The organism is Streptomyces sp. NPDC102462 (assembly GCF_044765425.1).
Taxonomy (GTDB): Bacteria; Actinomycetota; Actinomycetes; order Streptomycetales; family Streptomycetaceae; genus Streptomyces.
This window is the reverse complement of sequence record NZ_JBIWKB010000007.1, coordinates 34,463-47,448: the sequence shown is the minus strand read 5'-3', so window position 1 is coordinate 47,448 and position 12,986 is coordinate 34,463. Positions and strand designations below refer to the sequence as shown.

Sequence of the window (12,986 nt, the reverse complement as noted above, 5' to 3'; positions counted from 1 at the left end):
GGTCGTCAGGGAGCGGGCGCCCGTACGGGGGCTTGGTGAGAGTACCCGGTGGCGCCGTCGGGCGCGCGAGGGGGCGCGGGCCGTGGTCCCGTGCGGGTCAGTTCCAGTCGGAGTACGACGTGAAACCGCCGGTGTCGGCCAGTTGCTCGCCCGTGCCCTCCAGGTCCTCCGGGAGGAGGCTCCACACGATGAAGTCGGTGCGCAGATCGGACCAGCCGCCGTCCTCGGCGCGGACCCGGGCTATGCAGGCGTTGCGCAGCACGCCCTCGCTGATGCAGCCGATCTTCTGGGCGACCTGCTGGGAGGCGGTGTTGCCGGCCGCGGTGCGCAGCTCGATCCGCTCGAACTCCTGGTCGCGGAAGAGCCATTGGGCGGTGGCCAGCGCGGCCTCGGCGGCATAGCCCTCGCCGCGCGCCCAGGGGGCGATGATGTACGACAGTTCGGTGGCCCGGATGCGCCAGTCGGTCCTGGTCAGCTGGATGACGCCGACCAGGCGCTGGGTGAGGAACTCGGTGACCGCGAAGTCGAGGCCGCGGCCGGCGGCCCGCTCGGTGGGCGCGTACTCGGTGATCCAGGTGCGGGCGCTGTCCTCGGTGAACGGCTGCGGGACGTCCGTCCAGGCCACGACCTGCTCGTCGTTCATCATCTCGGCAAGGGCGGGCACGTCGTCCTCGTCGAGGGGCCGCAGCACCAACCGCTCCGTGCTGATGGAGATGGTGGGGAAGGTGCCAGTCATGCGCCGCTCCGTAACCTTGGGACGAGCCCTCAGGGCCTGCTGAACTGCCCAGCATGCAGCATGCGGGCAGCGCGTCGCACCACGGGGTCCGCACCCGGTGCGGGTGCGGACCCCGTGCGGGGCGAAACGCCGTGTACGCGCCCTCAGCCGGAGCCGGCCGGCAGCACCGAGCCCTGGTACTTGTCCTCAATGAACTTCTTCACGTCCGAGGAGACGAGGAGCCCCGCCAGCTTGCGCACCCGGGGGTCGTCCTCGTTGCCGCGTTTGACGGCGAGGATGTTGGCGTAGGGGTTGTCCCGGGCCGACTCCAGGAGGATGGCGTCCCTGGTGGGGCTGAGGCCCGCGTCCTGGGCGTAGTTGTTGTTGATGACGGCCGCGGCGACGTCGTCGAGGGAGCGCGGCAGTTGAGCGGCCTCCAGTTCCCTGAACCGGAGGTGTTTCGGGTTGGCCGTGACGTCCTGCGGGGACGCGTCGGTGCCCGCTCCCTCCTTGAGCGTGATGACACCCTTGGCGGCGAGGAGTTTGAGGGCGCGCCCCTCGTTGGTGGTGTCGTTGGGCACGGCGACGGTGGCTCCGTCGGCGAGCTCGGTGACGTCGTCGGTCTTCTTCGAGTAGACGCCCATGGGCGGCAGATAGGCCCGCACGACCGGCACCAGGTCGGTGCCCTTGGACGCGTTGAAGTCGTCGAGGTAGGGCTGGTTCTGGTACAGGTTCGCGTCGAGCGAGCCCTCCTGGAGCGCGGTGTTCGGCAGGACGTAGTCCGTGAACTCCTTGATCTCCAGCTTGAGGCCGGCGTCGGCGGCGAGGTGGTCCTTGATGTACGTCAGGACCTCGCCGGCCGGGACGGCGGTGGCGCCGACGACGAGGGTGTCGCCGTGGCCGCCGCCCGCGGCGGAGCCGGAGCCCGAACCACAGGCGGTCAGGGCGAGGCCGAGGGCCGCGGCGGTGGCCGCCGCGGCGAGGGTGGACGTGCGCATCGGTTCGCTTCCCGGTCCGGCTCAGAAGGACGGGATGACGGAGCCCTGGTACTTGTCCTCGATGAACTTCTTGACCTCGGGCGAGGTGAGGAGCTTGGCGAGCTTCAGCACCCGCGGGTCCTTCTCGTTGCCCTCCTTGACGGCGAGGAAGTTGCCGTACGGGCTGTTCGTCGCGGACTCCAGGACGAGGGCGTCCCCGGCGGGCTTGAGGCCGGCGGAGATGGCGTAGTTGCCGTTGATGACCGCGGCGTCCACGTCGTCCAGGGAGCGCGGGGTCTGGGCCGCCTCGACCTCCTTGAACTTGAGGTTCTTGGGGTTGTCGGCGATGTCCTGCGGGGTGGCCTCGCTGCCGGTGCCGTCCTTGAGGGTGATGAGCTTGTTGGCGGCGAGCAGCTTCAGGGCGCGGGCCTCGTTGACGGCGTCGTTCGGGACGGCGACGGTCGCACCGCTCTTGAGGGCGTCGGCGCTCTTGACCTTGTGGGAGTAGAGGCCGAGCGGTTCCAGGTGCACCGTGACGACGGGCACGATGTGGGTGCCGCGCTTCTTGTTGAAGTCGTCGAGGTAGGGCTGGTTCTGGAAGTAGTTGGCGTCCACCGAGCCGTCCTCGGTCGCGGTGTTCGGGACGATGTAGTCCTGGAACTCCTTGACCTCCAGGTCGAGTCCGGCCTTCTTCGCCAGGTTGTCCTTGACGAAGTTCAGGATCTCGGCGTGCGGGGTCGGGCTCGCGGCGACGATCAGCGGCTTGCCGGTGTCGGCGGAGGACGTGGAGTCGTCCTTGTCGGAGCCGCAGGCGGTGAGCCCGAGGGTGAGGGCTGCGGCGGCGAGGACGGCGGCGGTGGTCTTGGCGGTGTTACGCACGAAAAGTGCCTTTCCTTAAGGGCGGAGCGGTCCCGCGGTCGGTGGTGCGGGAGTTCTGGGGATGCGGGGTGCGGTCAGGCGGCCTTGCCGGTGGGCGTGGACGCCTTGAGCAGCCGCAGCCTGGGGGCCGGCCCGGACCGGCCGGCGCGCCGGTGCAGGGCGCGGGCCGCGTAGTCGCCGGCGAACTGGATGACCGAGATGACGACGGCGAGGACGCCGACCGTGATCCACATCAGCTCGGTCTCGAAGCGCTGGTAGCCGTAGCGGATGGCGATGTCGCCGAGGCCGCCGGCGCCGACCGTGCCGGCCATGGCGGAGTAGCCGATGAGGGCGACGATCGTGGTGGTGGTGCTGGAGATGAGCGAGGGCAGGGACTCGGGCACGAGGACCTTGCGCACGACGGTCCAGGTGTTGCCGCCCATCGACTGCACGGCCTCGACCAGTCCGCCGTCCACTTCGCGGACGGCCGTCTCGACGAGGCGGGCGAAGAACGGGATCGCGCCGATGGCCAGCGGCACGATGGCGGCCTCGCGGCCGATGGTCGTGCCGGTGATCCAGCGGGTGAAGCCCATCAGCGCGACCATCAGGATGATGAAGGGCATGGAGCGTGCGATGTTCACGATCTGCCCGATCACCTTGTTGGCGACGACGTTCTGCAGCAGTCCGCCGCGGTCGGTGAGGACGAGCAGCACGCCGAGCGGAAGCCCGCCGACGACGGCGATGAGCGTGGACCAGCCGACCATGTAGAGGGTGTCCCAACACGCCTGGGACAGCAGGGGCTGCATCGCAGACCAATCAGACCAGGTCACTTGGCACCGTCCTTCACCAGCGCGGACTCTTCGGCGGGGCCGGCGGGCCGGCCGACGACGTCGATCTGCAGGCCCTGTTCGCGCAGGAAGCCGATCGGTACGACGTTGTCCTCGTAGCGGCCGGGCAGTTCGATGCGCATCCGGCCGATCTGGAGGCCGCCGACGGTGTCGATGGCGGCGCCGAGGATCGAGATGTCGATGTTGTAGGTGCGCGACAGCTGGGAGACGACGGGCTGGGTGGCGGCCTCGCCGTGGAAGGTGACGTCGAGCACGGTGCGGTCGCTGCCGGATGCCTCCCCACCCACCGGGAAGAGCGCGGCGGCCAGTTCGGAGCCCGGCGTCGCCAGGATCTCGCTGACCGTGCCGGACTCGACGATGCGGCCCCGGTCCATGAGGGCGGCCGAGTCGCAGATCGACTTGACGACGTCCATCTCGTGGGTGATGAGCAGGACGGTGAGGCCGAGCTGCTGGTTCAGGTCGCGCAGCAGGTGCAGGATCGAGCGCGTGGTCTCCGGGTCGAGGGCGCTGGTGGCCTCGTCGGACAGCAGCACCTTGGGGTCGCCGGCCAGGGCGCGGGCGATGCCGACGCGCTGCTTCTGGCCACCGGAGAGCTGGGCGGGGTAGGCCCCGGCCTTGTCGGCGAGGCCGACCAGGTCGAGCAGTCCGAGCGCCTTGCGGGAACGTTCTTTCCCTGACATGCCGAGGATTTCCAGCGGCAGCTCGACGTTGTCCTTGACGGTTCGTGAGGACAGCAGGTTGAAGTGCTGGAAGACCATGCCGATCCGGCTGCGTGCCCGGCGCAGTTCCTTGCCGGCGCGGGAGCCGCGCCCCGCCAGGGCGGTGAGGTCCTGTCCGGCGACGGTGACCGTTCCGGATGTCGGACGCTCCAGCAGGTTGACGCAGCGGATGAGCGAGGACTTGCCGGCGCCGGACTGGCCGATGACGCCGTACACCTCGCCCTCGCGGACGTGGAGATCGACGCCGTCGAGGGCGGTGACCTCGCGGCCGCGGGTGCGGTAGACCTTGGTCAGGCCCGATGTGGTGATCACGTGGGTTTCCGTCACTGTCGGGGGGTGGGCGCGGGTGTGCCCGGCGGATGCGTTCGGGCGGGGCGCGGCACGGTTCTCGCGGTGGCGTGGTGACCGGGAGGAACGGGATGCGGGGCCGGCGTCGGTCGCGTGGGTCGCGCGGCGGCGCACGGACATGCCGCGACGTCTCGCTTCGGGGCGCGGGACTCAGGCGGTGCGGGGGCCCTCTAGCAGGCGCACATTCGACACATACAACGAGCACCGGGCGTCATGGTCGCCTCGGTCGCAAGGGCGCGGCTGCTCGTCGTGGTCATGCGGTCAGTAAACCAGACGTACGGTGCTGACAGACCGTCGCTGTCCGCATGCTGGACAGCGACGGACAGGGTTCAGCCGCGGACGGAGATCTCCACTCCCCCGTCGGTGACCAGCGCCGACAGGGCCGAGAGGTCCTTGACCACCAGGTCGGCGACCAGCTCGTGCGCCGGATGGGTTGTGGCCAACGCCACGGTGGCCGTGCCGGCGGCGCGGCCCGCCCGCAGCCCCGCCGGCGCGTCCTCGAAGACGACGCAGCGGGCCGGGTCGACGCCCAGGCGCCGGGCGGCGAGCAGATAGGGCTCGGGGTCGGGCTTGCCGCGCGTGACGTCGTCGGCGGTCATCAGCGTCTTGGGCCGGATGCCGACGGCGTCGAGCCGGGCCTCGGCGAGCCGCCGGGTGGCGGAGGTCACCACCGCCCACCGGTCGGCCGGCAGCGAGTCGAGGAAGTCGCGGGTCCCGGGCAGCAGTCGTACCCCTCCCCCGGTCACGTCCTCGACTTCCAGCTGCTCGATGCGGGCGACGGCCGCGGGCACCGTCTCGGCGGGCAGCAGATCGGCGACGATCTCCGCGGCGGTCCGCCCGTGCAGTTCCACCCGCCCGAACTCCGCCTCCGTCAGCCCGTACTCCCGCGCCCAGCGCGTCCAGCAGCGCCGGACGGATTCGAGCGAGGAGACGAGGGTGCCGTCGTTGTCGAACAGGAGGGCTTGTGCACGGATCGTCATGGCCTCGACCCTACGGCGCCGGGCCCGGACGCGGCCGGGCACCCCGGGCGTAATAGGGTCACCGCATGCTCAATCCCCTGACGCTGGTGACCGGGGTCGCCGCGCTGCTGCTCGCCGCCTGGTGCGGCTGGGCGGCCCGTCGTGACCAGCCCACCAAGGACTGGCACTTCATCGGGATGGCCGTGGTGTCGCTGCTGGCCGTCGTGCAGTTGGCGGTCGGCATCGTGCGGCTGGCCCGGGGCGAGGACCCGGAACAGGGGAAGACGATCTTCGTGGCCTATCTGCTGGGCGCGTTCGCGTGCATTCCGGCGGCGGGCTTCATGTCGCTGGCCGAGCGCACCCGGTGGGGCTCGGTGACGGTCGCCGCGGGCGGCGTCGTCCTCGCCGTCCTGGAGGTGCGGCTCTATGACATCTGGGGAGGGTGAGGTGACCACCACGGAGGGCGGGCCGCCGCGGACCCGGCTGATCGGCGGTCCCGGGATGCTGCTCGTCTGGCTCTACGGCGTGATGGTCGTCGGGGCCGTGTCGCGGTCCGTCTACCAGATCGCGACCGAGTTCGACCGGGCGCCGCTCGCCTACTCGCTGTCGGCGGTGGCCGGCGTCGTCTACGGGTTCATCACGTACTCGCTGGTGCGCGGCGGCGAACGGGCCCGCAGGGCGGCGCTGGTGTGCTGCGCCGCCGAACTCGCGGGTGTCCTCGTCGTCGGGACCTGGACGCTGGTCGAACCGTCCGCCTTCCCGGACTCGACGGTCTGGTCCGACTACGGCATGGGGTACGTCTTCATCCCCGTGCTGCTGCCCGTGACGGCGCTGTACTGGCTGCGCCGGGGCCGGGCCGGCGTCACGCCGTAGCCGCGTACGTCCCGGCCGCCTTCTCCAGGACGATCATGGGGACGCCGTCCTCGCCCTCCAAGGTGCCCACCGTCTGGTAGCCGACCCGGCGGTACAGCCGCAGGTTGCCCTCGCTGCGGCGGCCGGTGCGCAGCCGGAAGGTGGTGGCGCCGCGCTCCTCGGCGAGCGCGGCCTCGGCGGCGCGCAGCAGCCGGGCGCCGATGCCGTGCCCCTGCAGCCGCGGGTGGACGCAGAGTTTGCCGATGGATGCCGCGCCGTCCTCGGTGACCGTGCCGCGGACGGAGCCGACCACCTCGTCGCCGAGCCGGGCGACGAAGACGCAGTCGGCCGCGACCTCCGCGCGGACCGAGTCGAGGCTCTGGACGAGCGGATCGATGCGGTAGTTGCCGTACAGCGCCGCCTCGCTCTGGAAGCACAGGTACTGAAGCCTGAAGATCTGCTCCGCATCCTGTTCGGTCGCCGCCGAGATGGTCACGCTCATGCCCATGTGCGCATGCCTCCCGCTCACCTGATCGCCTGTGGTTCCTCACTCCTATCCCCGCGCTCAGCCGGCCGCAACCTCCGCCGCCAGCAATCGCCGTAGACATCCCAGACATTTGGAGCGTTCCGGCCCGAGACTGCCCTGTGAGATACCCAACTCCCCCGCGATTTCCCGATAGGTGAGGTCCCTCGGGGACAACAGCGCCTCCAGCAGCCGCGGACAGCGGCCCGGCAGCCGGCGCACCGCCTCACGCAGCGCCCGCTGCCGCGCCGCGGCCAGCACGGCCTGTTCGGGCCCGCGGCCCCCGTCGTCGGCGGGCTCGGTCTCGTACGGCCGCTCGGTGCGGGCCCGGCGCCGGCTGCGCCGGGCCTCGGCGCGCACCGCACGGCGCAGCCAGCCCTCCGGGTCGGCCGGCGGGCCCGCCGTGGCCAGGCGCTCCAGGAGGCGCAGCCAGACCGCCTGCTCCAGATCGGCCGGTTCGGCCCCCGCGGCATGCGCCTCGGCGCCCGCCTCGGCGGTGAGCAGCGGGCGCAGGGCGGCAACAAGGTCGTGCGTCATATGCCGAACGACGTGGCCGCCCCGGCGCGGGTTGCCGGGGCGGCCATGTCTCAACCCGAACGGGCGTGGGGCACTCAGCCGTTGACGAAGTCCTCACGGGCGAGCAGACCGGTGTCCGTGTTGTCGGTGAACACGCCGTCGATGCCGGTCGCGAAGTACGCCCGGAACGCGCCGAAGGCGTCCCCGTAGGCGTCCGCGTCGGTGCCCTTGCGGAACTCCTTCGGCAGGAAGGGGTTCTCGTTGCGCATGGTGTAGGGGTGCAGGATCAGGCCCACCTTGTGCGCGTCCGCGACGAGCGTGGTCGGCGCGTCCAGGCTGCCGTCGGCCTTTTTCGTGATGACGAGGTCGAGGGTGGGCCCGATGCCCTGCGCGTAACCGGCGATCTCCCGCAGGCCCTTGGGCGTGATGAGGTCGGCCACGGTGCGCGGGTCGCCCGCCTCGACGAAGTCCCAGGGGCGGGTGCCGGCCGAGGAGAGCAGGACGACCAGCGGGTTGTCGACCAGCGTGTTCAGCCGCTGGATGCTGCCCGGCTCGAAGGACTGCAGGATGACCGGCGAGTTCCGCTTGTCCTTGCCGTACTTGCGCAGCAGCTTGGCGACCCGCTCCTCCAGGCCCAGGCCGAGCTTGCGGAAGTACGTGGGGTGCTTGGTCTCCGGGTAGATCCAGACCTGCTTGCCGCGCTTGCGGGTCTGCTCGTCCTGCCACTTCAGGACCTCTTCGAACGTGGGGATCTCCCAGCGTCCGTTGTAGAGGTTGTTGTGCGGGCGGTTGGCCGGGATGCGCTCGACGGCACGCAGGGTCTTCAGCTCGGCGAGCGTGAAGTCCTCGGTGAACCAGCCGGTCGTGGAGACGCCGTCGAGGACCTTGGTCGTCCTGCGGGACGCGAACTCGGGGTGGTCCGCGACATCGGTGGTGCCGCCGATCTCCGGCTCGTGCCGGCACACCAGGTGGCCGTCCCTGGTCGGCACCAGGTCACCGGCCTCGACGATGTCGGCGCCCATGTCGAGAGCCAGCTGGTAGGAGCCGAAGGTGTGCTCGGGGCGGTAGCCGCTGGCGCCCCGGTGGCCGATGATCGTCGGCACGGGCAGGCTCTTCAGACCGCCGCCGCCCTGCCCCTTCGACCGGGACTCCGCAGCCCGTGCGGCGCCGGGCAGTCCGAGGACCGCTCCGCCCGCGCCGAGCACCGCGGCGCCGAGGAGCGCCCGCCGTCCGGTTCCCTGCGTCTGCTCGTTCGACTCGTGCCTGTCCATGAGGGCCTTCCTGCCATCCGGCCGCCGTGCCCGGCGCCCCCTCCGGGCGCCCCGGCCGGTCTCCTCTTGTGTCTTCTGTGTCGTCGTCCGTCTACGTCGATGCGGGCCGATCGTAGGGGCGTGGACATGACGGACGGGAGACTCGGGACCCAACACGGGGGTGATGTCAGATGTCGCGCGCGAAGCACGGGGTGACGGCGGGTCCGGGGCGGCGCGCGCGGGACGGGCGGGCGGCCGGCGGGTGTCCGGGCGATGTCCGTCACACCGTCGCGCCCGTGTCGCACGGCGGCCCCGGCACGCCACCGCAGGTAAACCCACGTCAATAGTGAGTAAGACATCGGTGAACCGGACGCACCCGGTGTGCGTATCCCCCCTGGCCGCGAGTATCGTCCTCACCTGCACAGACTCATACCGCCCCTCGACATCGGAGGACCCGTTGTCCCGCTTCGCGCTCATCAAGGCAGTGCTCGGACCGATCATGCGCCTGATGTTCCGCCCACGGGTGGAGGGCGCGGAGCACATCCCGGGAGACGGTCCGGTCATCATGGCGGGCAACCACCTCACGTTCATCGACTCGATCGTGCTGCCGCTGGTGTGCAAGCGGCAGGTGTTCTTCATCGGCAAGGACGAGTACGTCACCGGCAAGGGCTTCAAGGGCCGCCTGATGGCCTGGTTCTTCACCGGCGTCGGCATGATCCCGGTGGACCGGGACGGGGCGAGCGGGGGCGTGGCCGCGCTGATGACCGGACGGCGGATCCTGGAGGAGGGGAAGGTCTTCGGCATCTACCCCGAGGGCACGCGGTCGCCCGACGGGCGGCTCTACCGCGGCCGCACCGGCATCGCCCGCCTCACGCTGATGACGGGCGCGCCGGTGGTGCCGTTCGCCATGATCGGCACGGACAAGTTGCAGCCGGGTGGGCGGGGCATTCCGCGTCCTGGCCGGGTGACCGTGCGCTTCGGTGAGGCGATGGAGTTCTCCCGGTACGAGGGGATGGACCGGGACCGCTATGTGCTGCGGGCCGTGACGGATTCCGTGATGGCCGAGGTGATGCGGTTGTCGGGGCAGGAGTATGTGGACATGTACGCCACCAAGGCGAAGGTCGCCTGACGGGTTGGCGGTTGTGTCGGTGCGGGTGCGCTGCCGCGCGGTGTGCCGGGATCTGGCGTTGTGCTGGTGCGGGTGGGTTGTAGCTAGGTGCGCGGTTCCTCGCGCCCCTAGGTTTGCTGCCCTGACGGAGTCTGTTGGGTGCTGCTTTCTGAGCTGGAGAAATCTTCCAGGGTCTGGTGTTTGAGGAGGTACCAGGCTGTTGTTGCTGTGGTGAGTAGGACTGCTGCTCCTGCTGCGGAGGCCAGGTGGAGGCCGTGGACGAAGGAGTCGCGGGCCGCGTTCAGCAGGGCGTCCGCGGTGGGGGCCGGCAGGGTCGCCGCCGACTCCACCGCGCCGCCCAGTGACTCATGGGCCGCGGCCGGGGTGCCCGCCGGGCCCGTGAAACCGCGGTAGGCGCCCGTCACGATCGAGCCCAGCAGGGCGATACCCAGGGCGGCCCCCAGTTCGTACGCCGTTTCGGAGACCGCGGAGGCGGAGCCCGCCCGCTCCTTGGGCACGCTGGAGAGGATCACGTCGGCGGTCACCGTGAAGGAGAAGCCCGCGCCCACGCCGACGACCAGCAGCGCGGCACCGAGCAGCGGATACCCCGTCGTCCGGCTCAGCATCGTCAGCGCGGCCAGCGCCAGCCCCACCGCGGCGAGGCCACCGGAGACCACGGCCCGCACCGAGAAGCGGCGGGCCGCGCGGCCCGCGAGCAGACCGGCCGCCACCGCGCCGACCGCGGCGGGCAGTTCGGCAAGGCCCGCCTCGAAGGGACGCATGCCCTGGACGAGTTGCAGGTACTGCGAGAGGAAGAACACCAGGCCGGACATGCCGAGCACGGTCAGCAGGTCGGCGAGGACCGCGCCGCTGAACCCGCGCCGCCGAAACAGCCGCATGTCCAGCAGCGGGACCGGCAGGGTGAACTGGCGGCGCACGAAGCCGTACAGCGCCGCCGCGCCCAGCACGCCGATGCCGAGGGCGGCCGGGGCGAAGCCGTGCGAGGCGGCCTCCTTGATCGCGTAGACGACGCCGATCATGCCGACCAGCGACAGGACGACGCTGACGAGGTCCCACGGGCCCGGGTGCGGGTTGCGGGACTCGGGCAGGGTCCGGGCGCCGACGAGCACGAGCACCGCCATCACCGGCAGGTTGATCAGGAAGACCGAACCCCACCAGAAGTGCTCCAGCAGGAAACCGCCCACTATCGGTCCGACGGCCGTACCGGCGGAGGCCGTCGCGCCCCAGATGCCGACGGCGAGGCTGCGCTCGCGCGGATCGTTGAAGAGGTTGCGGATCAGGGCCAGCGTGGCGGGCATCAGGGTCGCGCCCGCGACCCCGAGGAGCGCCCGCGCCAGGATCATCAGCTCGGGGGTGGTGGCATAGGCGTTGAGCACGGAGATCGCGCCGAACGTCGTGGCGCCGACCAGCAGGATCCGCTTGCGGCCGATGCGGTCGCCGAGGCTGCCCATGGAGACGAGCAGACCGGCGATGACGAACGAGTACACGTCGCCGATCCACAGCAGCTGATTGCCGGAGGGCCGCAGGTCCTCGCTGATGAAGGGGGTCGCGAGGCCGAGGACGGTCGCGTCGACGGCCACCAGCAGCACGGCCAGCACGAGGACCGCGAGCGCGAGCCAGCGTCCCGGGCGCCGACCCGTCTCCGCCGCCGGGGCCGACCGCAGGGTGCCGCTCATGATTCCTCTCTCCGTACGGCGCCGCCGAGCAGCAGCTCGACGATCATGTGGGTGAAGTCCTTGGGTGCGACGCGGCCCTCCGTGACCGCCCAGGCGGCGGAGGCCAGTAGGCCGTACAGCGCCTCGGTGAGCCAGGCGGGCGTCAGGTCGATGCGGAACTCGCCCGCCGCCTGGCCCCTGCGGAACAGGGTCGCGATGCGCTCGTCGATCCGGGCCCAGCCCTCGTTCTGCTCGTCGCCCTCGAACAGCTGGTTCTCGGTGTAGAGGAAGGCCAGCAGGCCGGCCGCGGGTTCGATCTCCCGCACCAGCCGCCGTACCGCCTCGCTCGCCGGGCCCTCGTCCGTACGGGCCGCGTCGAGCGCGGCCAGGCACTCCTCGATGCCGAGCGTTTCCAGCGCCCGCACGAGCGCGTCGCGCCCGGCGAAGTGGCGGTGCAGGGTGGCCCGGCTGATCCCGGCGGCCTTGGCGACCTCGTCCATGGTCGCGGTGGATTTGCGGGTCAGCAGGGCGGCTGCGCTGCGCAGCACGTGGTCACGGTCCAGGGCCATGAGACAACCATAGACCGTATGAGACATTCTTGTCTCATGGCGGGCATGTGTGTATCAGCGGGCGTGCTCGGCGGGGTGGCTCAGTGCCAGGGGAGCCGCCCGCGCCGCTCCCAGTACGCGGCGGGTTCCTCGGCGAGCGTCGCGAGCCGGGCCAGTTGCTCCTCGTCCAGGTCGACGGCCGCGGCATGCAGATTGGAGGCGAGCTGGCCGGTGGTCGCGGCGCCGGACAGCACCACACCCGCCCACGGGCGGCGCAGGATCATTGCGAGGGCGACCGCGTCGCAGCCCAGGGACGTCTCCTCCGCCACGGCCCGCAGCGCCTTCGGCGCCTGCGCGGCGGACAGCCGCCCGTTGGCCATGCCCTCCTTCACGATCACCGTGACCCCGGCGTCGTACGCCTCGGCGAGCGCCGGCTCGGCCGAGGTCTCCAGGAGGTTGTACGTCGACTGCACGGTATGGAAGAGGGGTTCGCCGTCGACCGTGACGGCGAGGGCGGCGCGGACCGCGTCCGCCTGGGCCGGGCCGCTGGTGGAGAAGCCGACGGTCAGGCCCCCTGCGGCGGCCTCCGCGAGTTTCGCGTGCAGTTCCTTGTCGGCGAGGGCGGGGCTGTCCGGGGTCACCGAGTGGATCTGATAGAGGTCGAGCCGGTCGCCGAGCAGCCCGTCGGTCTCGGCGCGCTGACGCTCGTACGTGCGCAGGCTGTGGTCCTTGACCTCGTGCTGCTCGGCCTCGGTGGACCAGCCGGCGGTGTAGGTGTAGCCCCACTTGCTGCCGACGACCACGTCGGTGGCGTCCGGGCGGGCGCGCAGCCAGTCGGCCAGGAACTCCTCGGAGCGGCCGTAGGAGCGGGCCACGTCGACGTAGCGCACGCCCTGGGCGTAGGCGGCGTCGAGGAGTGCGTGGGTGCGGGTGCGCAGCGTCTCGACGCTGCGGTCTTCTCCCAGGTCGTGTTCTCGGCCCAGGTTGATGTAGCCGGGGCGGCCGACGGCGGCGAGACCGAGTCCGATGTGGCAGGTCGGGGTGGTGGCGGTCGCGAGACGGGCGAAGGGCATCGCGGGCTCCGTTCGG

General features: G+C 71.2%; 15 protein-coding genes. 3 read left to right on the top strand and 12 right to left on the bottom strand.

The window, feature by feature from the left end; genetic code table 11:
* Nucleotides 1–97 precede the first annotated feature (97 nt).
* From ACIRFL_RS08475 to ACIRFL_RS08450, 6 genes are all read right to left on the bottom strand, one after another.
* Entirely contained in the window at nucleotides 98–736 is a 639-nt protein-coding gene (locus ACIRFL_RS08475) for a GNAT family N-acetyltransferase (RefSeq protein ID WP_404025417.1), read from the bottom strand.
* Nucleotides 737–879: 143 nt separating this feature from the next.
* A complete protein-coding gene (locus ACIRFL_RS08470) occupies nucleotides 880–1,713 on the bottom strand; it encodes a MetQ/NlpA family ABC transporter substrate-binding protein (RefSeq protein WP_404025415.1) in 834 nt (277 codons plus the stop codon).
* Between the two features lie 21 nt (nucleotides 1,714–1,734).
* Nucleotides 1,735–2,571 carry a MetQ/NlpA family ABC transporter substrate-binding protein gene (locus ACIRFL_RS08465; RefSeq protein ID WP_404025413.1) on the bottom strand — a complete coding sequence of 279 codons (837 nt, stop codon included), beginning with the start codon at nucleotides 2,569–2,571 and terminating at the stop codon, nucleotides 1,735–1,737.
* A 74-nt stretch (nucleotides 2,572–2,645) separates the two neighbouring features.
* Entirely contained in the window at nucleotides 2,646–3,356 is a 711-nt protein-coding gene (locus ACIRFL_RS08460) for a methionine ABC transporter permease (RefSeq protein WP_404025739.1), read from the bottom strand.
* Nucleotides 3,357–3,376: 20 nt separating this feature from the next.
* Entirely contained in the window at nucleotides 3,377–4,429 is a 1,053-nt protein-coding gene (locus ACIRFL_RS08455; RefSeq protein ID WP_404025411.1) for a methionine ABC transporter ATP-binding protein, read from the bottom strand.
* A 365-nt stretch (nucleotides 4,430–4,794) separates the two neighbouring features.
* Complete coding sequence (locus ACIRFL_RS08450; protein ID WP_404025408.1) at nucleotides 4,795–5,445, bottom strand: HAD family hydrolase; 651 nt, start codon at nucleotides 5,443–5,445, stop codon at nucleotides 4,795–4,797.
* A 65-nt stretch (nucleotides 5,446–5,510) separates the two neighbouring features.
* Between ACIRFL_RS08450 and ACIRFL_RS08445 the strand changes: the two genes are divergently transcribed.
* Together ACIRFL_RS08445 and ACIRFL_RS08440 are read left to right on the top strand one after the other, a co-directional pair.
* Complete coding sequence (locus ACIRFL_RS08445) at nucleotides 5,511–5,870, top strand: hypothetical protein (protein ID WP_404025405.1); 360 nt, start codon at nucleotides 5,511–5,513, stop codon at nucleotides 5,868–5,870.
* Nucleotides 5,851–6,297, top strand: coding sequence for a hypothetical protein (locus ACIRFL_RS08440; RefSeq protein WP_404025403.1), 447 nt, complete (start codon nucleotides 5,851–5,853; stop codon nucleotides 6,295–6,297). Before ACIRFL_RS08445 ends, ACIRFL_RS08440 begins: the two co-directional genes overlap by 20 nt.
* On the opposite strand, the gene ACIRFL_RS08435 is transcribed toward ACIRFL_RS08440, so the two are convergent.
* The 3 genes from ACIRFL_RS08435 to ACIRFL_RS08425 form a co-directional block, all read right to left on the bottom strand.
* The gene (locus tag ACIRFL_RS08435; RefSeq protein WP_404025400.1) at nucleotides 6,287–6,784 is read right to left on the bottom strand and encodes a GNAT family N-acetyltransferase; all 498 of its coding nucleotides are present in this window, start codon (nucleotides 6,782–6,784) and stop codon (nucleotides 6,287–6,289) included. The two genes, ACIRFL_RS08440 and ACIRFL_RS08435, sit on opposite strands and share 11 nt — an antisense overlap.
* A gap of 57 nt (nucleotides 6,785–6,841) precedes the next feature.
* Complete coding sequence (locus ACIRFL_RS08430) at nucleotides 6,842–7,336, bottom strand: RNA polymerase sigma factor (RefSeq protein WP_404025397.1); 495 nt, start codon at nucleotides 7,334–7,336, stop codon at nucleotides 6,842–6,844.
* 74 nt (nucleotides 7,337–7,410) lie between these two features.
* Entirely contained in the window at nucleotides 7,411–8,586 is a 1,176-nt protein-coding gene (locus ACIRFL_RS08425; protein ID WP_404025396.1) for a glycerophosphodiester phosphodiesterase, read from the bottom strand.
* A gap of 436 nt (nucleotides 8,587–9,022) precedes the next feature.
* Between ACIRFL_RS08425 and ACIRFL_RS08420 the strand changes: the two genes are divergently transcribed.
* Nucleotides 9,023–9,694, top strand: coding sequence for a lysophospholipid acyltransferase family protein (locus tag ACIRFL_RS08420; protein ID WP_404025394.1), 672 nt, complete (start codon nucleotides 9,023–9,025; stop codon nucleotides 9,692–9,694).
* Between the two features lie 107 nt (nucleotides 9,695–9,801).
* Here ACIRFL_RS08420 and ACIRFL_RS08415 read toward each other — a convergent pair whose 3' ends face one another.
* The 3 genes from ACIRFL_RS08415 to ACIRFL_RS08405 form a co-directional block, all read right to left on the bottom strand.
* On the bottom strand, nucleotides 9,802–11,370 hold the full coding sequence (locus ACIRFL_RS08415) for an MFS transporter (protein WP_404025393.1): 1,569 nt from the start codon (nucleotides 11,368–11,370) through the stop codon (nucleotides 9,802–9,804).
* Nucleotides 11,367–11,918 (bottom strand): TetR/AcrR family transcriptional regulator, encoded by a 552-nt coding sequence (locus tag ACIRFL_RS08410; protein ID WP_404025390.1) that lies wholly within the window; start codon nucleotides 11,916–11,918, stop codon nucleotides 11,367–11,369. The genes ACIRFL_RS08415 and ACIRFL_RS08410 overlap by 4 nt, the downstream gene beginning before the upstream one ends.
* Nucleotides 11,919–11,998: 80 nt before the next feature.
* Nucleotides 11,999–12,970, bottom strand: a complete 972-nt coding sequence (locus tag ACIRFL_RS08405; RefSeq protein WP_404025389.1) for an aldo/keto reductase — start codon at nucleotides 12,968–12,970, stop codon at nucleotides 11,999–12,001.
* Between the last annotated feature and the right edge of the window lie 16 nt (nucleotides 12,971–12,986).